This window comes from Streptomyces sp. 12E (genome assembly GCF_055633275.1).
The window spans coordinates 5,176,151-5,196,884 of record NZ_JBVNCJ010000001.1; the positions used below are offsets into that span (position 1 = coordinate 5,176,151).

Here is a 20,734-nt window from a genome sequence, read left to right on the forward strand (position 1 = left end):
ATGGCTTACCTCGACCACGCCGCGACCACCCCGATGCTTCCGGAGGCAGTCGAGGCACTCGCCGCGCACCTGGGCGTCACCGGCAACGCCTCCTCCCTCCACGCGGCCGGCCGCCGCGCCCGGCGCACCGTCGAGGAGGCCCGCGAAGCCCTCGCCGAGGCGCTCGGCGCCCGGCCCAGCGAGATCGTCTTCACCTCCGGCGGAACCGAGGCCGACAACCTCGCGGTGAAGGGCCTGTACTGGTCCCGCCGCGACGCGGACCCGGCCCGCACCCGGGTCCTCGCCAGCCCCGTCGAACACCACGCCGTCCTCGACGCCGTCCACTGGCTCGGCGAACACGAGGGCGCCACCATCGAGTACCTGCCGGTCGACCCCCACGGCCGGGTCCATCCGGACGCCCTGCGCGAGGCCATCGCCCGCAACCCCGACGACGTCGCCCTCGCCACCGTCATGTGGGCCAACAACGAGATCGGGACGATCCTGCCGGTCCGCGGACTCGCCGAGGCCGCCGCCGAGTTCGGTGTGCCGCTGCACTCCGACGCGGTCCAGGCCTTCGGGCAGGTCCCGGTGGACTTCGCCGCGTCGGGGCTCGCCGCGATGGCCGTGTCCGGTCACAAGATCGGTGGTCCGTACGGCATCGGCGCGCTGCTCCTGGGCCGCGAACACACCCCCGTGCCCGTCCTGCACGGCGGCGGCCAGGAACGCCACGTCCGCTCCGGCACCCTCGACGTCCCCGCCATCGCCGCCTTCGCGACGGCCGGACGGCTCGCCGCCGAGCAGCAGGAGCGGTTCGCCCGCGAGATCGGGAGGCTGCGCGACGACCTGGTCGCCGCGGTCCGCGAGGCCGTACCGGACGCCGTCCTCGGCGGCGACCCCGCCCCCGGGGGGCGTCTTCCGGCCAACGCGCACTTCACCTTCCCCGGCTGCGAGGGCGACTCCCTGCTGCTCCTCCTGGACGCCCAGGGCATCGAGTGCTCCACCGGCTCCGCCTGCACCGCCGGCGTCGCCCAGCCCAGCCACGTCCTCCTGGCCACCGGGGTGGATCCCGATCTCGCCCGCGGCACCCTGCGCTTCTCCCTGGGCCACACCTCCACGGAGGCCGACGTGGAGGCCGTGGCCAAGGCCATCGGCCCTGCGGTGGAACGGGCCCGCGCGGCCGGACTGAGCTAGCCCTTCGCGGCCGAAGGGGAGCCCGAGGGGCTGGGCCGGGCCTGCTCCGTGCGGGCCCGCCGGACCAGCTCCATGTAGCGGTCCCAGTCCCAGTGCGGGCCCGGGTCGGTGTGGTCCGTGCCCGGGACCTCGACGTGGCCGATGACGTGGTCGCGGTCGACGGGTATGTCGTAGCGGGCGCATATGCGGGCCGTGAGGCGGGCCGAGGCCTCGTACATCTCGTCCGTGAAGTCCTCGGGGCGGTCCACGAAGCCCTCGTGCTCGATGCCGACACTGCGCTCGTTGTAGTCGCGGTTGCCCGCGTGGTACGCCACGTCCAGCTCGCGGATCATCTGGGCGACGCGACCGTCCTGGCCCACGATGTAGTGCGAGGCGGCCTTGTGCTCCGGGTTCTGGAACGCCCGCACCGCACTGTCGAAGCTGCCCTGGGTGACATGGACGATCACCATGTCGACGCCGAAGTCGTCCGGCCGGTCCGCGCGCCGCCAGTTGGCGTCCGAGGCCGCCACCCAGCGGGCGCCCGCGTAGTCGACGGCGCCCTGCTCACGCGGTTTCTCGATCCCGGGCACGCGCCACCACAGCCGCGCCAGCTCGTCCCGCGCCAGCACCGCCGTGCCCGCCGCTGCCGCCGCCCCGCCCACGATCAGGGCCCGCCGCCCGATGCGCCGGTCCCCGTCCTTGGATGCTCCTCTTGTCCCCACATGATCGTGAACGGATACCCGGCGCCCGTGGTTCCCGGGCCCCGTACCCTGGAGGGGTTATGACTGACACCTCGCAGCGCTCCCGCCCCCTCCGCGTCCTGGCCGCCATGTCCGGCGGAGTCGACTCCGCCGTCGCCGCCGCCCGCGCGGCCGAAGCGGGCCACGACGTGACCGGCGTCCACCTCGCGCTCTCCGCGAACCCGCAGTCGTTCCGTACCGGCGCGCGGGGCTGCTGCACCATCGAGGACTCGCGCGACGCCCGCCGCGCCGCCGACGTCATCGGCATCCCGTTCTACGTGTGGGACCTCGCCGACCGCTTCCGCGAGGACGTCGTCGAGGACTTCGTCGCCGAGTACGAGGCCGGCCGCACCCCCAACCCGTGCCTGCGCTGCAACGAGAAGATCAAGTTCGCCGCCCTGCTGGACAAGGCGCTGGCGCTCGGCTTCGACGCGGTCTGCACCGGCCACTACGCCAAGGTGATCCTGCGCGAGGACGGCACCCGCGAACTGCACCGCGCCTCCGACATGGCCAAGGACCAGAGCTACGTCCTCGGCGTGCTCGACGACCGCCAGCTCGCCCACGCCATGTTCCCCCTCGGCGACACGGTCACCACCAAGGAGGAGATCCGCGCGGAGGCCGAGCGGCGCGGACTCGCCGTCGCCAAGAAGCCCGACTCGCACGACATCTGCTTCATCGCCGACGGCGACACCCAGGGCTTCCTCGCCGGCCGCCTCGGCAGGGCCGAGGGCGACATCGTCGACGAGTCCGGCGCCAAGGTCGGCACCCACGAGGGCGCGTACGGCTTCACCATCGGCCAGCGCAAGGGCCTGCGGATCGGCACCCCCGCCCCCGACGGCAAGCCCCGCTACGTCCTCGACATCTCCCCGGTGACCAACACCGTCACCGTCGGCCCCGCGGCGGCCCTCGACGTCACCGCCCTCACCGCGATCAAGCCCCGCTGGTGCGGCGCCGCACCCACCGGTCCCGGCGCCTACACGGCCCAGCTGCGCGCCCACGGCGGCGAGACCGGGGTGACGGCGGAACTCGTCGACGGATCCCTCGAGGTGTCGTTCACCGAGCCGGTCCGCGGCGTCGCCCCCGGCCAGGCGATCGTCCTGTACGACGGCACCCGCGTGGTCGGCTCGGCGACGATCGCGTCCACCGTGCGGGCGACGGCCGGCGTGGCCTGACGGCGCCCCCCGCGGACCCGGCGGGGCGCTCACCGGGCGAAGAACTCCGCCAGGACCGGCGCCAGGACGTCCGGCTCCACCATGTGGGTCTGGCCCCCCAGGGTGCGGTACGCGCCCCGGGGGACGGACTCCGCGATCGCCCGCGCGGCCTCGCGCATCCACGCAGGGCTCGCGTCGCCCGCGATCGACAGCACCGGCACCCGGATCGACGCCAGCAGCTCGCGCGGCACGCTCCCGTCGCCCATCACGGCGTCGTCGTAGGCGAGGCTCGGCGCCATCGACTCCATCCCGGCCCACATCGGTGACTGCCGCGCGCTCCCGATGACCTCCTCGCCGAGCCCGGTCAGCCGCAGGAAGAGCTCCACCGCGTCCCCGCGCCGCCCCTCGGCGAGCGCCGCGGTCAGCCGCTCGGTGTACCGCGCGCGTTCCTCCAGTGCGTCGGACGACATCGCGTACGGCGTCTCGTACACGGCGACGCGGCGCACCGGGAGTCCGCTCGCCGCCGCCCTGAGCGCCAGCGCGCCGCCCGAGGAGACGCCGTACAGCGCGGCCTCGCCGCCCACCGCCCCGATCAGCGCCGCCAGGTCCTCGACCTCGCGCTCCACCGCGTACGGCGCCGTGTCCCCGCTGCCGCCCCGGCCCCGGCGGTCGTACACGACCACCCGGAACCCCTCCGAGAGGCGGGCCGCCAGCGGGGCCACCGTGCCGCCCGTCGACATCGCGCCGCTGACGAGGACGATCGTGGCGCCCCGCCCGGCGCTCTCGTACGCCAGAAGGGTGCCGTCACGCGAAGAGGTGTTCTTGTCCATGTCACCCCAGACTGCCGCACGGCACGGCATTCGCCGGTGAGGCGGGCGGCGCGTTCGCCCATCACTACCCGTTTACCTGATCAGCCGACTTCCACCTCATAGAAGCAGAGGTGGTCCTTGATCCGCGCGACGTCCGGCTTCGGCTCCGGGTACGCCCAGACCAGATCCGCCGCGTCCGGCAGCGACCAGTAGGACGCGGTGCCCTTGAAGGGGCAGTGCGTGTGCGTCCCGGAGGGGGTCAGCAGGTCGAGCCGGACGTCCGCCGGCGGGATGTAGTACCGGTCGGGACAGCCCGTCTCCTTCAGCAGCAGTGCCCCTTCGCTCTCCGCCAGCACCTGCCCGCCGTGCACCACGCGCACGCGCCGGTCACTGGCCTCGATGGTGATGCGGTGGCCTGCGGTCACGATCGTCCTCCTCGGGTAGCCGACTCCACGGGTACAGCGCACTCTGGAGCGGACTTCTTCCCGAGGAGGACCTGGAGGAGGACCCATGGGAGCCAAGGACACCGGCCGAAACCGCGGCACCCTCGGCCACCGGGCCGGCTACGCCCTGCGCCACCCGCGGCGCGTCCCCGCCCACGCACGGCGCGCGCTGCGCGACACCTGGCTGCGGCTGCGCAGCCACGACCACGTCGCCTACTACCGCGCGGTGATGGCCTCCGACGCGGCCCGCAGCGCCGAGGCGGCGGTCGGCCACAACCCCTCGCGCGAGCAGTGGGCGCGCGTCGGCCGGATGCAGTTCGACTACCTGCTGCGGCACGGCCTGGAGCCGCACCACCGGATGCTGGAGATCGGCTGCGGCAACCTCCGCGCGGGGCGCCTCTTCATCGACCACCTGGAACCCGGCCACTACTACGGCATCGACATCTCGCCGCACATCCTGCTCGCCGCCCAGGACACCCTCGTGCGCGACGGGCTCCAGGCCAAGATGCCGTACCTCGCCCTCGTGGACGACCTCACCCTCGACTTCCTGCCCGGCGGGCACTTCGACGTCGTCCACGCGCACAGCGTCTTCTCGCACTCGCCCCGGCACGTCATCGAGGAGTGCTTCGCGCACGTCGGGAGGGTGCTCGCGCCCGGCGGGTTCTTCGACTTCACCTTCGACCGCACGGAGGGCGAGGAGCACCAGGTGCTGCACGAGGACTTCTACTACCGGACCCAGACGCTGGTGGAACTGGCCGCCGGCCACGGCCTCGCCGCCCGGTTCATGGACGACTGGGAGAGGCTGCCGCACCGGCAGTCGAAGATGCGGCTGACCGCGATGTCCGACCGGGCCCGTACGGTGGGCCCGTGAACATCTGTGTCTTTCTCTCCGCCGCCGACCTCGACGAACGCTACACACGCCCCGCGCGGGAGTTCGGGCGGCTGCTCGGCAAGGGCGGTCACACGCTCGTATGGGGCGGTTCGGACACCGGCCTGATGAAGGTCGTCGCCGACGGCGTGGAGGAGGCGGGCGGCCGGCTCTGCGGCGTCTCCGTGGAGTTCCTCGCGGCGAAGGCCCGCGACGGCGTCGACGAGATGGTGATCGCGCGCGACCTCGCCGAGCGCAAGCGGTTGCTGCTGGAGAGGGCCGACGCGGTCGTCGTCATGGTCGGCGGCACCGGCACCCTCGACGAGGCGACCGAGATCCTGGAGCTGAAGAAGCACGGGCACACCGAGAAGCCGGTGGTCCTGCTCAACACCGCGGGCTTCTACGACGGCCTCAAGGAGCAGTTCCGCCGCATGGAGGACGAGGGCTTCCTGCCCCGCCCGCTGACCGACCTGGTGTTCTTCGCCGAGGAGCCGGTGGGCGCGCTGGCCCATCTGGAGGAGAGCCTGGGCGTGGAGTGAGCGCCCGGTGATGCGAGCATGGCGGGCATGGCTACACATGTGATCACCGGAGCGGGTTCCGGCATCGGCGCGGCCGTCGCCCGCCGCCTGCACGAGCGCGGGGACGAACTCGTCCTGCACGCGCGCGACGCGGGCCGGGCGAAGGAGCTGGCGGCCGCTTTCCCCGGCGCCCGTACCCTCGTCGGCGACCTGGCGGACCCGGACAAGCTCTCCTGGGCCTTCTCCCACCAGTCGCTCCCGGACCGGGTGGACTCCCTCCTCCACGTCGCCGGCGTGGTCGACCTCGGTCCGGTCGGCGAGCTGACCCCGAAGACCTGGCGGCACCAGCTCAACGTCAACCTGATCGCCCCCGCCGAGCTGACCCGCCACTTCCTGCCCCAGCTCCGCGCGAGCCGGGGCCATGTGATCTTCGTCAACTCCGGCGCCGGCCTGAGCGCCCACGCCGACTGGTCCGCCTATGCCGCCTCCAAGCACGGCCTGAAGGCCCTCGCCGACTCCCTGCGCCACGAGGAGCACGCGGGCGGGGTGCGCGTCACCTCGGTCTACCCCGGCCGCACGGCCAGCCCCATGCAGGCCAAGGTCCACCAGCAGGAGGGCAAGGAGTACGACCCGGCCAGGTGGATCGACCCCGAGTCGGTCGCCACGACGATCCTGACGGCCCTGGACCTGCCGACCGACGCGGAGATCAACGACCTGACGGTCCGGCCGGGACGGTAGTCGCACCCCGCCCGCGCCCTCCCGCCCGCCCGGCGTCCTCCGGCCCTTCCGGCGTTCGAGGGGCGGGGGCCCGGGGCGGAGTTCCCCCGTGCGGGACGGGTGGGGGCGGCGGGGGCGGAAAACCTCCGTACGCTCTACGGGTGAGCGAAAACAGCCAGTTCAGTTTCGGCCCCGCCACCGGCATCGGCTCCATGCCGGGCGGGGACGCCCGCGAGGCCGCCAAAACGGTCACCGGCAGCTTCGAGACCTTCCCCCACCTCCCCGAACTCCCCGCCCGCGGCCCCGGCGCGGACATGATCGGCCGCACCGCCGGCCTGCTCGTCGAGCTCTACGCCCGCGTCGAGCCCAGCGGCTGGCGCCTCGGCGACCGCCCCGGCCGCGACACCAGGCGCGCCCGTTCCTGGCTCCGCGAGGACCTCGACGCGCTGGAGGAGTTCACCCAGGAGTACCAGGGCCCGCTGAAGGTCCAGGCGGTCGGCCCGTGGACGCTCGCCGCCGCCCTGGAACTGAGGAACGGCGAGGCCGCCCTCTCCGATCCCGGCGCCTGCCGCGACCTCGCCGCCTCGCTCGCCGAGGGGCTGCGCCTGCACCTCGCCGAGGTCCGGCGGCGCGTCCCCGGCGCGCAGCTCGTCCTGCAGCTCGACGAGCCCTCCCTCACCGCCGTGCTGCGCGGACAGGTGAGGACCGCCAGCGGTTACCGCACCCACCGCGCGGTGGACCGGCAGATCGTCGAGGCCACGCTGCGGGACGTCGTCGGGACGCACGACGGCGGGCCCGTCGTGGTCCACTCGTGCGCGCCGGACGTCCCGTTCGCCCTGCTGCGCCGGGCGGGCGCGGGGGCGGTCTCCTTCGACTTCTCCCTCCTCACCGAGCGTGACGACGAGGTGATCGGGGAAGCGGTGGAGAGCGGGACCAGGCTCTTCGCCGGTGTCGTCCCGGGCGCGGACGGCCCGTTGTCGGACCCGGGCGGTAGCGTCATGGGGGTCAGGACGCTCTGGCGCAGGCTGGGGCTGCGGCCGGGACTCCTCCCGGAAGCGGTCACGCTCACCCCGGCGTGCGGACTCGCGGGGGCTTCCCCGGAGTACGCGCGCAGGGCCCTCGCCCACTGCGTCCGGGCGGCGAGATCACTCGCGGACAACCCAGAGTAACGGGAGGACACACGGTGGCCGGCGACAAGCAAGCGGAGACGACGAGCGTGCCCGCCGAGGCACGGGAGAAGCACGCCAGGCTCGCTGAGCAGATCGAGGAGCACCGCTTCCGGTACTACGTGAACGACGCCCCCGTCATCAGCGACGCCGACTTCGACCGGCTGCTGCGCGAGTTGGAGGCGCTGGAGGAGGAGCACCCGGAGCTGCGCACACCGGACTCGCCGACCCAGAAGGTCGCCGGGGCGTACGAGACGGAGTTCACCTCCGTCGAGCACCGCTCGCGCATGCTCTCCCTCGACAACACCTTCAACGACGACGACCTCGCCGCCTGGGCGGACCGCATCCACCGGGAACTGGGCACGCAGAAGTACCACTTCCTGTGCGAGCTGAAGGTCGACGGCCTCGCCGTCAACCTCACCTACGAGAAGGGCCGGCTGGTCCGCGCGGCGACCCGCGGCGACGGCCGCACCGGTGAGGACATCACGCCCAACGTGCGCACCATCGCCGAGATCCCGGACCGGCTGAAGGGCGACGAGGTGCCCGACGTCGTGGAGATCCGCGGCGAGGTCTACTTCCCGATGGAGAAGTTCCAGGAGCTCAACGCGCGGTTGAACGCGGCCGGTGACAAGCCGTTCGCCAACCCGCGCAACGCGGCAGCCGGTTCGCTGCGGCAGAAGGACCCACGGGTCACCGCCACCCGCCCGCTGCACATGGTGGTGCACGGCATCGGCGTCCTGGAGGGCTACAAGGGCATGACCCGTCTCTCCCAGGGCTACGACCTGCTGAGGACCTGGGGGCTTCCGACCTCCCCGCACAACAGGGTGGTCGGCGGCCTGGAAGGCGTACGGGAGTTCATCGCCCACTACGGCGAGAACCGGCACTCCGTGGCGCACGAGATCGACGGCGTCGTCGTCAAGCTCGACGAGATCCCGCTCCAGGGCCGCCTCGGCACCACCTCGCGCGCCCCGCGCTGGGCCATCGCGTACAAGTACGCGCCCGAGGAGGTCAACACCAAGCTGATCAACATCCGTGTGGGCGTGGGCCGTACGGGCAGGGTCACGCCGTACGCCCAGGTCGAACCGGTCACGGTGGCCGGGTCCGAGGTCGAGTTCGCCACGCTGCACAACCAGGACGTGGTCAAGGCCAAGGGCGTCCTCATCGGCGACACGGTGGTGCTGCGCAAGGCCGGTGACGTCATCCCCGAGATCCTCGGCCCGGTCGCCGACCTGCGGGACGGCAGCGAGCGGGAGTTCGTGATGCCGGCCGAGTGCCCCGAGTGCGGTACGCCGCTCAGGCCGATGAAGGAGGGCGACGTCGACCTGCGCTGTCCCAACGCCCGCACGTGCCCCGCCCAGTTGCGGGAGCGGCTGTTCTACCTGGCCGGGCGCAAGGCGCTGGACATCGAGCACTTCGGCTATGTCGCCGCGACGGCGCTGACCGGGCCGCTGGAGCCGAAGGACCCGCCGCTGCGGGACGAGGGCGATCTGTTCGACCTCACCGTCGAGCAGCTGCTGCCCATCAAGGCGTACGTCCTCGACCAGGACAGCGGGCTGCCCAAACGGGACCCGAAGACCGGCGAGGAGAAGATCGCCACCGTCTTCGCCAACCAGGAGGGCGAGCCGAGGAAGAACGCGGTCGCGATGCTGGCGAACATCGCGGCGGCCAAGGACCGTCCGCTGGCGCGCGTGCTGACCGGTCTGTCGATCCGTCATGTCGGGCCGGTCGCGGCGGAGGCGCTGGCCCGTGAGTTCCGCTCCGTCGACCGCATCGAGCAGGCCACCGAGAAGGAGCTGGCGGAGACCGCGGGGGTCGGCGACATCATCGCCGCCTCCGTGAAGGAGTGGTTCGCCGAGGACTGGCACCGCGAGATCATCCGCAAGTGGAAGGCGGCCGGCGTACGGATGGAGGAGGAGGGGTCGGGGGAGGACGAGGGACCGCGTCCGCTGGAAGGGCTCACCGTCGTGGTGACCGGGACCCTGGAGGGCTTCACCCGGGACGCCGCGAAGGAGGCGCTGCAGAGCCGGGGGGCGAAGGTGACCGGATCCGTCTCCAAGAAGACGTCGTTCGTCGTCGTGGGGGACAGCCCCGGGACGAAATATGACAAGGCGATGCAGCTCAAGGTGCCGGTTCTGAACGAGGACGGCTTCACCGTCCTCCTCGAACAGGGCCCGGAGGCAGCGGCGGAGGTCGCTCTTTCGGCCGAGGAATAGCGGTTGAAGACCGCCCGATCGGCGCATACCAGATGCATACGGGTGGCTGGGGCGCATTCGGGCAACCGTCGGCGACCGGTGCCCGTACAGGCCCCGTGCGGCCTACTGTTGAGATGTGCGCCTGCCGTGCCCAGCTGCGGTCGGGGCGACCCCGTACCCGCGAAGGGTCGGGGGTAAGGGCTTTCCACCGCGGAGCCGCTGAGGGTCGTCGGGCATCGGGCCGCGTGGCGTGGGCACCGCCGGCTGGGAGAGGGACGGGAATGGAACCGACCGAGAGCGCCGCCCCGGGCTCACGGCCGCGTCTGCGTCGTGTGACGGCCGCATGGCGGCGCGGCCGTGAGGACGGGCGGCCCGCGGGGCGACCGGGCGCGCCGGGGGCTGCCGGGGCGCGTACCGCGGACGCGCGCGGGACGGGTGCGCGCGGTGCGGACCTGCGCGGTGCCGGGCAGCCGGCCCCCGGGCACGGTCCCGGGCTGGCCGAGCTGTCCGAGTCGGACGCGGAACGGCACCCCTCCTGGCCCGCGTTGCCCACGGCGGTCGTCGCCGCCGCCGGGTTCGTGCTGGGCGTCGGCTTCCTGCGGGCGTTCACCGGAGGGCACGCGCTCTTCCCGTCCGGGGCCGTCGGCTGGTCCCTGGCCGTGCTGACCGGAATCATCGTCGGCCATCTGGTGATGCTGGGCCGCTCCCGGTGGTGGGGCGGCACGGGTTCCGGCGCCGCCCTCACCCTCGCGGTACTGCTGCTGTACGGCTGGCTCCCGGCCGGGATGGTCAGCCTCACGGTCGTCGTGCTGGTCGGCGTGGCCCGGCGGGGCCGCTGGCGGCAGGGCGTGCTGCACGGTGCGGTGGACCTGCTCGGCATCGGCGCCGGCGCGCTGGTGCTGGCCGCGTTCGGCCGGGTGCCGTCCGTCGAGTCGCCGTCGACCCCGGACACCTGGACGCTGTACACCGCGCCGGGTGTGGTGCTGGTCGCCGTCACGTATCTCGTGGTCACGCGCACGCTGCTCTGGTATCTGCACACCCCGCGCGCGGGGCTGCCCACCGTGGCCCGCACCGCCCTGGTCAGGCAGGGGCTCGTCGCGGTCGCCCTGCTCGGCATAGCGCCCCTGGTGTGCGTGGTCGCGGTCGCCGAGCCGGTGCTGCTGCCGCTCTTCTCCATTCCGCTGATCGCCCTCGACTCCACCCTGTGGATAGCCCGTGCGCGGGCCGAGGAGCAGTTGCGCGACCCGCTGACCGGACTGCCCAACCGGCAGTGGCTGCTGGAACGCATCTGGACCGCGCTGGACGACGCCGAGCGGATCGACGCCCGTGCCGCGCTCATGCTGATCGACCTGGACCGGTTCCGGTCGGTCAACGACACCCTCGGTCATCTCGCCGGTGACAGGCTGCTGCTGCAGATAGCCGACCGGCTCAGACTCGCCCTGCCGCGCGGGGCGGAGGCCGCGCGGCTCGGCGGTGACGAGTTCGCCGTCTTACTGCCCGTCGCCGACTCCACGACGTCCGCCACCCGCGTCGCCCGCTCCCTCGTCGCCGCCCTCAGCTCCCCGCTCGACCTCGACGGGCTCACCCTCGTCCTGGAGGCGAGTGCGGGGGTCGCCGTCTTTCCCGACCACGCGGACGACGCGGAGGGGCTGTTGCGGCGGGCGGACGTGGCGATGTACCAGGCCAAGCGGGACCGCACGGGGGTCGAGGCGTACGAGTCCAAGCGGGACTCCAACACCCCTGACCGGCTGGGGCTGCTGGGGGATCTGCGGCGGGCGCTGGACGCCCGTGAGGTGCAGCTGCACTACCAGCCGAAGGTCCGCTTCGACGGACAGGTCGCGGGGCTCGAGGCGCTGGTGCGGTGGGTGCATCCGGAGCGGGGGAAGGTGCCGCCGGACGAGTTCATAGCGATCGCCGAGTCGTCCGGGCTGATGCCGCACCTCACCGAGTACGTGCTGGAGACCGCGCTGGGGCAGGTCGCGCAGTGGCGTGCCCAGGGGCTGTTCGTGCCGGTCGCCGTGAACGTGTCCCCGCGCGATGTGCACACGCCCGGTTTCGCGGGCTCCGTGGCGGCGCGGCTGGCCCGGCACGGGGTGCCGGCGGGGGCGCTGCAGTTGGAGATCACCGAGCACGTGCTGCTGGAGGATCCGCAGCGTGCGGCCGACACGCTGAACGCGTTGACCGGGCACGGGGTGAAGATGTCGCTGGACGACTTCGGCACGGGGTACTCGTCGTTGGTGCATCTGCGGCGGCTGCCGGTGAGCGAGCTGAAGATCGACCGGTCGTTCGTGGCCCGGCTGGCCCTGGACGCCGAGGACGCGGAGATCGTGCGCTGCACCATCGATCTGGCGCACTCCCTGGGGCTGCTCGTCGTCGCCGAGGGGGTGGAGGACGACGAGACGTGGGAGCGGCTGCGCGATCTCCGCTGCGACGCGGTGCAGGGCTGGCTGGTGGCCGCGGCGATGCCGCCCGAGGAGACGACGGCCTGGCTGCTGGCCCGCGGTTCCCGGGGGTGGCAGCGTCCGGCCGCCGCGCTCCCGGCCGCGACGACCACGGCCGACGAGTAGTCCGCGCCGGGCGGGTGGGATGCCTGCGGCGCCGCGTTCGGTCCGGTGGGGGCGGGCGCAGCGCCTGATGCCGGTGGGCGGGTCGGGCCGCGTCGGGGGTGTCCGTCCTCGGACCGGCGCGATGAGGTCTCCCGGTGAGGCCGGGGCGCGGACGCGCCGGCCACTGCGGGCGGCCACCCCCGCCCCGACCCCTCCGCGCCGTACGCGGCCGCCCGCCGTCGCCCCCGCCCTCCGCCGGCAGCCCGTCACCCCCGCCCTCCGCCGGCAGCCCGTACCGCCGCTCCCGCCGGCAGTCGCATACCGCGTCAGCCGCTCCCGCCTGCAGTCGCATACCGCGTCAGCCGTTCCCGCCGGCAGTCGCATGTGGCGTCGGCCGCGGGCAGTCGTGCCTCCCCCAGTGCCTCAAGGGCCTGGGAGGTGCCCCCAGGGCGGCACGGGTGGGCGCGACGGCACCTCGCAAGCGCCGGGCCGCGCGAACACTTTCCGGCCCACACCCACGCGGGGCACTCAGTGAGGAGCCGGGCTGCGAAGCCACCCCACTGGGCGGCAGCGAGGGGCGCTGCCCGTCCTTCCGCCACGGGTGGGGAAACGCCGCACGGCGTCCGACAGGGCGGGTCCCCGGAAAGGGTTTCACGGGCACGGCCCGCCGCCCCATAGGATTGGCCCCAAACCACACACACTCACCCCAGAGGATCGCTGCATGCCTGGCATTACGCGCGAGGAGGTCGCCCACCTCGCCCGGCTGGCGCGTCTGGAGCTGAAGCCCGAAGAGCTCGACCACTTCGCGGGCCAGCTCGACGACATCATCGGCGCGGTCGCCCGCGTCAGCGAGGTCGCCGACCAAGACGTACCGCCGACCTCGCACCCGCTCCCGCTGACGAACGTCATGCGCGCGGACGAGGTCCGTCCCTCGCTCACCCCCGAGCAGGCGCTCTCCGGCGCCCCGGCCCAGGAGCAGCAGCGTTTCAAGGTGCCGCAGATCCTGGGGGAGGAGTAACCCGCCATGAGCGATCACATCATCAGGCTCACCGCCGCCGAGACCGCCGAGAAGATCGCCTCCGGTGAGCTCACGGCCGTGGAGGTCACCGAGGCGCACCTGGCCCGGATCGAGGCCGTCGACGAGAAGGTGCACGCCTTCCTGCACGTCGACCGCGAGGGCGCCCTCGCCCAGGCGCGCGCCGTCGACGAGAAGCGGGCCCGCGGCGAGAAGCTCGGCCCGCTGGCCGGCGTCCCGCTCGCGCTCAAGGACATCTTCACCACCGAGGGCATCCCGACCACCGTCGGTTCCAAGATCCTCGAGGGCTGGATCCCGCCGTACGACGCGACGCTCACCAAGCGGCTGAAGGCCGCCGACGTCGTCATCCTGGGCAAGACCAACATGGACGAGTTCGCCATGGGGTCCAGCACCGAGAACAGCGCCTACGGGCCGACCGGCAACCCGTGGGACCTGACCAGGATCCCGGGCGGGTCCGGCGGCGGTTCCTCCGCCGCGCTCGCCTCCTTCCAGGCCCCGCTCGCCATCGGCACCGACACCGGCGGCTCCATCCGCCAGCCGGCCGCCGTCACCGGCACCGTCGGGGTGAAGCCGACGTACGGCGCCGTCTCCCGGTACGGCATGGTCGCCTTCTCCAGCTCCCTGGACCAGGGCGGCCCCTGCGCCCGCACGGTCCTGGACGCGGCCCTGCTGCACGAGGTGATCGCCGGGCACGACCCGATGGACTCCACCTCCATCGACGCCCCGGTCCCGCCGGTCGTCGAGGCCGCCCGCAACGGCAGCGTCGCCGGCATGCGCGTCGGCGTCGTCAAGCAGTTCCGCGGCGAGGGGTACCAGGCCGGTGTCGTCCAGCGGTTCGACGAGTCCGTCGAGCTGCTCAAGGAGCTGGGCGCCGAGGTCGTCGAGCTGGACTGCCCCTCCTTCGACCTGGCGCTCTCCGCGTACTACCTGATCGCGCCCTCCGAGTGCTCCTCCAACCTCGCCCGCTTCGACGGCCTGCGCTACGGCCTGCGGGCCGGCGACGACGGCACGCGCTCCGCCGAGGAGGTCACCTCGCTGACCCGTGAGGCCGGCTTCGGCGACGAGGTCAAGCGTCGCATCATGCTCGGCACGTACGCGCTCAGCTCCGGCTACTACGACGCGTACTACGGCAGCGCCCAGAAGGTCCGCACCCTCATCAAGCAGGAGTTCGAGCGGGCGTTCGAGCAGGTCGACGTGATCGTCTCCCCGACGACCCCGACCACCGCCTTCCCGATCGGTGAGCGCGCCGACGACCCGATGGCGATGTACCTCGCCGACCTGTGCACCATCCCCACCAACCTGGCCGGCAACGCGGCCATGTCGCTGCCCTGCGGCCTCGCCCCGGAGGACAACCTGCCGGTGGGTCTGCAGATCATCGCCCCCGCCATGAAGGACGACCGGCTCTACAAGGTCGGCGCCGCCGTCGAGGCCGCCTTCGTGGAAAAGTGGGGCCACCCGCTGATCGAGGAGGCACCGTCGCTGTGAGCGCACTGTCCAAGGCCAAGGGATTCAAGAAGTCCAAGTCCGGTCTGTACGTCTCCATGGCCACCTCGGCGTTCGGCGCCGTCGGTGTGTACAAGCAGATCAAGAAGGCGCGTGGCGAGAACGACACGCTGCGGCTGCTCGACGCCGTCGTCACCGGCGCCGCGGTCGTCACCAACCTCGCCATCCTCTACCGCGAGCTGAAGAGCCTCGGCGACGACGACGTCCTGCTGGGCTGAGAGGGAAGTTTCACCGTGACCACCACGACTGACCTGGTGTCGTACGAGGACGCGCTGGCGTCGTACGACCCCGTCATGGGCCTAGAGGTCCATGTCGAACTCGGCACCGCCACCAAGATGTTCTGCGGCTGCTCGACGGCGCTCGGCGCCGACCCGAACACCCAGACCTGCCCCGTCTGCCTCGGCATGCCCGGCGCGCTCCCGGTCGTCAACGCGACCGGCGTCGAGTCGGCGATCAAGATCGGTCTCGCGCTGAACTGCGAGATCGCCGAGTGGTGCCGCTTCGCCCGGAAGAACTACTTCTATCCGGACATGCCGAAGAACTTCCAGACCTCCCAGTACGACGAGCCGATCGCCTTCGACGGCTACCTCGACGTGCAGCTGGAGGACGGGGAGACCTTCCGGGTGCGGATCGAGCGCGCCCACATGGAGGAGGACACCGGCAAGTCGACGCACGTCGGCGGCGCCACCGGCCGCATCCACGGCGCGTCCCACTCGCTGCTGGACTACAACCGCGCCGGCATCCCGCTGATCGAGATCGTCACCAAGCCGATCGAGGGGGCGGGCGAGCGTGCCCCAGAGGTCGCGCGGGCCTACGTCCGTGAGCTGCGCGAGCTCATCCGGGCGCTCGGCGTGTCCGAGGCCCGCATGGAGATGGGGCAGATGCGCTGCGACGTCAACCTGTCGCTGCGCCCCCACGGCACCGAGAAGTTCGGCACCCGCTCGGAGACGAAGAACGTCAACTCGCTGCGGTCCGTGGAGCGCGCGGCCCGCTTCGAGATCCAGCGGCACGCCGCCGTGCTGAGCGGCGGCGGCACGATCGTCCAGGAGACCCGCCACTTCCACGAGGACACGGGGTCCACGACCTCGGGCCGCGTGAAGGAGGAGGCCGAGGACTACCGGTACTTCCCGGAGCCCGACCTGGTGCCCGTGGCGCCCCCGCGTGAGTGGGTCGAGGAGATCCGCTCCCAGCTGCCCGAGCTGCCGCTGGTGCGCCGTAACCGGCTCCGCGAGGAGTGGGGGATCTCCGCCACGGACATGCAGTCCATCCTCAACGCCGGTGCGCTGGACCCGATCGTCGCCACGATCGACGCCGGCGCCGACGCGGCCTCCGCCCGCAAGTGGTGGATGGGCGAGCTGGCCCGCGCCGCCAACGAGTCCGGCACGGCGCTGGACGAACTGGCGATCACCCCGGAGCAGGTGGCCCGGGTGGCCGAGCTGGTCGTCAAGGGCGATCTGAACGACAAGCTGGCCCGCCAGGTCATCGAGGGCGTACTCGCCGGTGAGGGCACCCCGGACGAGGTGGTCGACCAGCGCGGTCTGAAGGTCGTCTCCGACGAGGGCGCCCTGGGCACCGCCGTCGACGAGGCCATCGCCGGCAACCCGGGCATCGCGGACAAGATCCGCGGTGGCAAGGTGGCCGCGGCCGGCGCCCTGGTCGGCGCGGTCATGAAGGCCACGCGCGGACAGGCGGACGCGGCCCGCGTCAAGGAGCTGATCCTGGAGAAGCTGGGCGTCGCCGAGGGCTGATCGCCGAAGAGTGCGGGAGGGGGCGCATCGGGTCCGATGCGCCCCCTCCTCCATGCGGTCACGCGGTCAGGGACGGCGGCCCACCACGCGTGTGAAGCCCAGCGTGCGGCCCCGGTCCGCGCGGAGCATCTCCGCGCACTCCCGGCTCGTCCGCACGTGGAACTCCTCCGTGCTCTCCTCGTGGACGACGTCGCACCAGAGCAGCCACTCCCGCCAGCCGTCCTCCAGCCAGTCGGCCGTCTCGACCTCCACGGCCCCGCTGCGGGTCCAGTGGCGGCGCCACCAGGCGGGGCTGTGGAAGCACCAGAACGCGGGGTCCCAGAAGGGCTTCAGGTGCTCCGGCGGTTCGGTGCCCTCGATCTCCCCGGTCAGCGCCGGGACGACGACCCCGATCCGCCCGCCGGGCTTCAGCAGGCGGGTCAGCGTCGGCAGGTACAGGTCGTCGGTACCGAAGTACTGGTACGCGTCGACGGAGACGATCGCGTCGAAGCTCTCCTCCCCGAAGGGCAGGTCGTGCGCTTCGGCGAGGACCGGGAGGACCCGGTCGGCGACGCCCGCCTCGGCGATCCGGCGCGCGTTGTCGTCCGGCTTGATCCACAGATCGGCCGCGGTGACCTGGACGTCGTACTCCCTGGCCAGGAAGACCGACGTCATGGCGCGTCCGCAGCCCAGGTCGAGCACGCGTGCGCCGGGGCGCAGGGTGTCGAGGCCGAGGGCCGGGGCGAGCCACTCCAGCAGCCACAGGGCGTGCGGGCCCATCCCGTTGTCGATGGTCCAGCGGGCGTCGTAGGCGCTGCTGCGGGGGTACCGGGGCAGGGTCAGGCGGCTAGCGAGGTCGTCGTGCGGGGTGTTCGGTGTGATGTCCGACATCGGTGAACGGGCTCCTCGGGGCCGTGAAGAGGGAAGGGGGCGCGTCGGAGATCGGGCGGACAAGCATCAAAGCACCTGCTTCGGCCGGCGGCGGACTGCCGCGGAACGTCGGACCGGCGGACGCTAGCAGCCGTCCCCGCGTCCCCGCATCCGGATTTCCGGTCCGCGGACGCCACGCTCGCGCGCCATGAGCGGACGCGTCGATTCCGAAACGCCCCGGACGCTCGGGCGGAAGGCGCCGCGCGGGAGGCGCGCCGGGCCCGCGGAGCGCCGGTGCCGCTGGTCGCGGGGGTCATGGTCATGGCGTCGGGAACCGGTTCGACCGAGCGGTCCGTGAAATGTGAATTAGTACACGAAAGCGACAAACGATCATTCATGCCTGCAAGAGTGGTCACTGCATTGCTCATGCGTTCTTTGCGGGCTGTTCGGTTCACGTTCGACTGCTCCCGGTCAAAGATCCACACCGAGTCACCACGGGAGCACATTCGTGGCAGCCCTCGCACGCTGGTGTGTCCAACGCCGTCTGATCACCGTCCTGCTCTGGCTCCTCGCCCTCGGCGGGGTCTCCGCCGGCGCCTTCGCCGCCGGTTCCGCCTACTCGAACGACTACCAGGTGCCCGGCACCGAGTCAGGGCGGGCCACCCAGCTGCTGCAGGAGGGCTTCCCGGCCCTCGGCGGCGGCGACAGCGACAACGTGGTCTGGCACACCTCGTCCGGCAGCGTCCGGGACACCGGCGTCGAGCAGACCATGACCCGCACCCTGGAACGGATCGGTGACCTGCCCGGCGTGGCCGCCGTGAGCGGTCCGTACGACGACCAGGGCGCCGGCCGGATCAGCGCGGACGGCCGCACCGCCTACGCCACGGTCACCTTCGACGACCAGGCCAAGGACATCGACGCGGGCGAGGCCGCCGCCGTGGTGGAGACGGCCAGGTCCGCTCAGACCGACGGACTCCAGGTCGAGCTGAGCGGCAGCGCCGTCGAGCTCGGCGATGCCGCCGGCGGACACACCGCCGAGATCGTCGGCGTGCTGGTCGCCGCCGTCGTCCTGTTCCTCGCCTTCGGCTCGCTCGCCGCCTCGCTGCTTCCCATAGCCACCGCCCTGGTCGGCGTCGGCACCGCCTACGCCGGGATCGGGCTCCTCGGGCACGTCATGACCGTCGCCGACTTCGCCCCCATGCTCGGCACGCTGATCGGGCTCGGCGTCGGCATCGACTACGCGCTGTTCATCGTGACCCGGCACCGGCGCGGACTGAAGCGCGGCCTCACCGTCCCCGAGGCCGCCGTCAACGCCGTCGCCACCACCGGACGGGCGGTCGTCTTCGCGGGCGCCACCGTCTGCATCGCCCTGCTGGGCATGCTGATCCTCCGGCTGAACTTCCTCAACGGCGTCGCCATAGCGGCCTCGCTCACCGTCGTCCTGACCGTCGCCGCCTCCGTCACCCTGCTGCCCGCCCTGCTGTCGCTCATCGGCACGCGCGCGCTCAGCCGCCGGGAGCGGCGCCGGCTGGCGGAGCACGGGCCAGAGCCGGAGGTGCCGACCGGGTTCGCCGCCCGCTGGTCGGCGTTCGTGGAGCGCCACCCCAAGCTGCTCGGCGCGGTCGCGGTCGTCGTCATGGCGGTCCTCGCGCTGCCCACCCTCTCCCTCCACCTGGGCACCTCCGACCAGGGCAACGACCCCAGGACGTCCACCACCCGCCAGGCCTACGACCTCCTCGCCGACGGCTTCGGACCCGGTGTGAACGGCCCCCTCACCCTCGTCACCCACGTCGACGGCGCTCAGGACCGGCTCGCCCTGGACAACCTCGACACCACCCTGCGCGCCACCGAGGGCGTCGCGTCGGCGTCGCCCGCGACCTACGGCACGGGTGGCGACACCGCGTACCTCACCGTCGTACCGGAGTCGTCCCCGCAGTCGAAGCAGACCAGCGACCTGGTCGACCGGCTGCGCGAGGACGTGCTGCCGCGGGCCGAGTCGGGCACCTCGCTCGACGTGCACGTCGGCGGCGTGACGGCCGGGTACGACGACTTCGCCGACGTCATCGTCGACAAGCTGCCCCTCTTCGTCGGTGTCGTGATCGGACTGGGCTGTCTGCTGCTCCTGGTGGGCTTCCGCTCGCTCGCCATCCCGCTCAAGGCCGCGCTGATGAACGTGGCCGCCGTCGCCGCCACGTTCGGCGTCGTCGTCGCGATCTTCCAGTGGGGCTGGGGCAGCGACGTGCTGGGCCTGGGCACGGGAGGCCCGATCGAGCCCTTCCTGCCCGTGATCATGGTCTCCGTGCTCTTCGGGCTCTCCATGGACTACCAGGTCTTCCTGGTGAGCCGGATGTACGAGGAATGGCTGGAGACCGGCGACAACCGGCGCGCCGTCCGGGTCGGCCTCGCCGAGACCAGCCGGGTGATCAACTCCGCCGCCGTGATCATGATCTCGGTCTTCCTCGCCTTCGTCCTCACCGGCGACCGGGTGATCGCCATGTTCGGCATCGCGCTCGCCGTGGCCGTCGCCCTCGACGCCTTCGTCCTGCGCACCCTGCTCGTGCCCGCCCTCATGCACCTCCTCGGCGGTGCCAACTGGTGGCTGCCGCGTTCGCTGGACCGGATCATGCCGCGCGTCAGCATCGAACCGCCCGAGGTCCGTGCCGCCCATGAGAAGCTGGCCGCCGCCACGGACGCCGAGGCGGCGGACGTGCTGGCCGGGAAGGGGCAGCAGCGGGATGTACGCGATACCACTGGGTGACGACGGAGCGGAACTGCGCCCCCTGGAGCCCTGGCACGCCGAGGAGTTCCTGGCCCATCTGGACCGGGGCCGGGAGTTCATCAACCGGTACGTCCCCTTCGGCGCCAAGGCCACGGACGTGGCAGGCGCCCGGGAGGTGCTCCAGCGGTACGCCGACCGGCGCGCCGCCGACACGGCCTCGCTGCACGGGTTGTGGCTGGACGGCACGCTCGTGGGCGGGGTGCTCACCCTGAACTTCGACGCCGCGAACGGCAGCTGCGAGGTGGGCTGCTGGCTGGAGCCCGCCGCCACCGGGCGCGGGCTCGTCACCCGCGCCATGCGGGTGCTCATCGACTGGGCGGTCGAGCGGCGCGGCATCCACCGGGTCGAATGGGTCGCGGCGGCCGGCAACGGGCCGAGCATCGACGTCGCCCGCCGGCTCGGCATGACCCGGGACGGCGTCCGCCGCGAGGCCCACCTCCACCACGGGGTGCGCCACGATCTGGAGGTGTGGTCCGTGCTCGCCCCGGAGTGGCGCGCGGCGCAGGACGACCGCTGAACC

18 protein-coding genes are annotated in these 20,734 nt (G+C 72.5%); 14 read left to right on the forward strand and 4 right to left on the reverse strand.

Translation table 11 applies throughout. The annotated features are described in order from the left end of the window. Positions 1-1,170 (forward strand): cysteine desulfurase family protein, encoded by a 1,170-nt coding sequence (locus tag ACZ8ZB_RS23990; RefSeq protein WP_470739712.1) that lies wholly within the window; start codon positions 1-3, stop codon positions 1,168-1,170. On the opposite strand, the gene ACZ8ZB_RS23995 is transcribed toward ACZ8ZB_RS23990, so the two are convergent. Continuing rightward, the gene (locus ACZ8ZB_RS23995) at positions 1,167-1,871 is read right to left on the reverse strand and encodes an N-acetylmuramoyl-L-alanine amidase (protein ID WP_470739713.1); all 705 of its coding nucleotides are present in this window, start codon (positions 1,869-1,871) and stop codon (positions 1,167-1,169) included. The genes ACZ8ZB_RS23990 and ACZ8ZB_RS23995 overlap by 4 nt on opposite strands. Before the next feature lie 59 nt (positions 1,872-1,930). Here ACZ8ZB_RS23995 and mnmA point away from each other — a divergent pair, with 59 nt between their 5' ends. Then, positions 1,931-3,061: a tRNA 2-thiouridine(34) synthase MnmA gene (mnmA, locus tag ACZ8ZB_RS24000; RefSeq protein ID WP_470739714.1), complete on the forward strand. Its 1,131-nt coding sequence runs from the start codon at positions 1,931-1,933 to the stop codon at positions 3,059-3,061. A 29-nt stretch (positions 3,062-3,090) separates the two neighbouring features. Here mnmA and ACZ8ZB_RS24005 read toward each other — a convergent pair whose 3' ends face one another. Continuing rightward, positions 3,091-3,870 carry an alpha/beta fold hydrolase gene (locus tag ACZ8ZB_RS24005; RefSeq protein WP_470739715.1) on the reverse strand — a complete coding sequence of 260 codons (780 nt, stop codon included), beginning with the start codon at positions 3,868-3,870 and terminating at the stop codon, positions 3,091-3,093. Positions 3,871-3,950: 80 nt separating this feature from the next. Next, positions 3,951-4,274 carry a DUF427 domain-containing protein gene (locus ACZ8ZB_RS24010; protein WP_470739716.1) on the reverse strand — a complete coding sequence of 108 codons (324 nt, stop codon included), beginning with the start codon at positions 4,272-4,274 and terminating at the stop codon, positions 3,951-3,953. An 85-nt stretch (positions 4,275-4,359) separates the two neighbouring features. Here ACZ8ZB_RS24010 and ACZ8ZB_RS24015 point away from each other — a divergent pair, with 85 nt between their 5' ends. The 10 genes from ACZ8ZB_RS24015 to gatB all read left to right on the forward strand — a co-directional run bounded on the left by ACZ8ZB_RS24015 (position 4,360) and on the right by gatB (position 16,586). After that, positions 4,360-5,163 carry a class I SAM-dependent methyltransferase gene (locus tag ACZ8ZB_RS24015; RefSeq protein ID WP_470739717.1) on the forward strand — a complete coding sequence of 268 codons (804 nt, stop codon included), beginning with the start codon at positions 4,360-4,362 and terminating at the stop codon, positions 5,161-5,163. Next, positions 5,160-5,699, forward strand: coding sequence for an LOG family protein (locus ACZ8ZB_RS24020; protein WP_470739718.1), 540 nt, complete (start codon positions 5,160-5,162; stop codon positions 5,697-5,699). Before ACZ8ZB_RS24015 ends, ACZ8ZB_RS24020 begins: the two co-directional genes overlap by 4 nt. A gap of 18 nt (positions 5,700-5,717) precedes the next feature. After that, complete coding sequence (locus tag ACZ8ZB_RS24025; protein ID WP_470739719.1) at positions 5,718-6,416, forward strand: SDR family oxidoreductase; 699 nt, start codon at positions 5,718-5,720, stop codon at positions 6,414-6,416. A gap of 140 nt (positions 6,417-6,556) precedes the next feature. Next, entirely contained in the window at positions 6,557-7,564 is a 1,008-nt protein-coding gene (locus ACZ8ZB_RS24030; protein ID WP_470739720.1) for a methionine synthase, read from the forward strand. Positions 7,565-7,578: 14 nt separating this feature from the next. After that, entirely contained in the window at positions 7,579-9,774 is a 2,196-nt protein-coding gene (gene ligA, locus ACZ8ZB_RS24035; RefSeq protein WP_470739721.1) for an NAD-dependent DNA ligase LigA, read from the forward strand. 260 nt (positions 9,775-10,034) lie between these two features. Further along, positions 10,035-12,320, forward strand: coding sequence for a putative bifunctional diguanylate cyclase/phosphodiesterase (locus ACZ8ZB_RS24040; RefSeq protein WP_470739722.1), 2,286 nt, complete (start codon positions 10,035-10,037; stop codon positions 12,318-12,320). Positions 12,321-13,020: 700 nt separating this feature from the next. Further along, complete coding sequence (gene gatC / locus ACZ8ZB_RS24045) at positions 13,021-13,317, forward strand: Asp-tRNA(Asn)/Glu-tRNA(Gln) amidotransferase subunit GatC (RefSeq protein WP_006130840.1); 297 nt, start codon at positions 13,021-13,023, stop codon at positions 13,315-13,317. Between the two features lie 6 nt (positions 13,318-13,323). After that, entirely contained in the window at positions 13,324-14,820 is a 1,497-nt protein-coding gene (gatA, locus tag ACZ8ZB_RS24050; protein WP_470739723.1) for an Asp-tRNA(Asn)/Glu-tRNA(Gln) amidotransferase subunit GatA, read from the forward strand. Next, positions 14,817-15,056, forward strand: a complete 240-nt coding sequence (locus ACZ8ZB_RS24055; protein ID WP_398367417.1) for a hypothetical protein — start codon at positions 14,817-14,819, stop codon at positions 15,054-15,056. The genes gatA and ACZ8ZB_RS24055 overlap by 4 nt, the downstream gene beginning before the upstream one ends. Before the next feature lie 15 nt (positions 15,057-15,071). After that, on the forward strand, positions 15,072-16,586 hold the full coding sequence (gatB, locus tag ACZ8ZB_RS24060; RefSeq protein ID WP_470739724.1) for an Asp-tRNA(Asn)/Glu-tRNA(Gln) amidotransferase subunit GatB: 1,515 nt from the start codon (positions 15,072-15,074) through the stop codon (positions 16,584-16,586). Between the two features lie 66 nt (positions 16,587-16,652). Here gatB and ACZ8ZB_RS24065 read toward each other — a convergent pair whose 3' ends face one another. Further along, positions 16,653-17,456, reverse strand: coding sequence for an SAM-dependent methyltransferase (locus ACZ8ZB_RS24065; RefSeq protein ID WP_470739725.1), 804 nt, complete (start codon positions 17,454-17,456; stop codon positions 16,653-16,655). 487 nt (positions 17,457-17,943) lie between these two features. Between ACZ8ZB_RS24065 and ACZ8ZB_RS24070 the strand changes: the two genes are divergently transcribed. Then, positions 17,944-20,193 (forward strand): MMPL family transporter, encoded by a 2,250-nt coding sequence (locus ACZ8ZB_RS24070; RefSeq protein WP_470739726.1) that lies wholly within the window; start codon positions 17,944-17,946, stop codon positions 20,191-20,193. Next, on the forward strand, positions 20,171-20,731 hold the full coding sequence (locus ACZ8ZB_RS24075) for a GNAT family N-acetyltransferase (protein ID WP_470739727.1): 561 nt from the start codon (positions 20,171-20,173) through the stop codon (positions 20,729-20,731). The genes ACZ8ZB_RS24070 and ACZ8ZB_RS24075 overlap by 23 nt, the downstream gene beginning before the upstream one ends. The last annotated feature ends 3 nt before the right edge of the window (positions 20,732-20,734 follow it).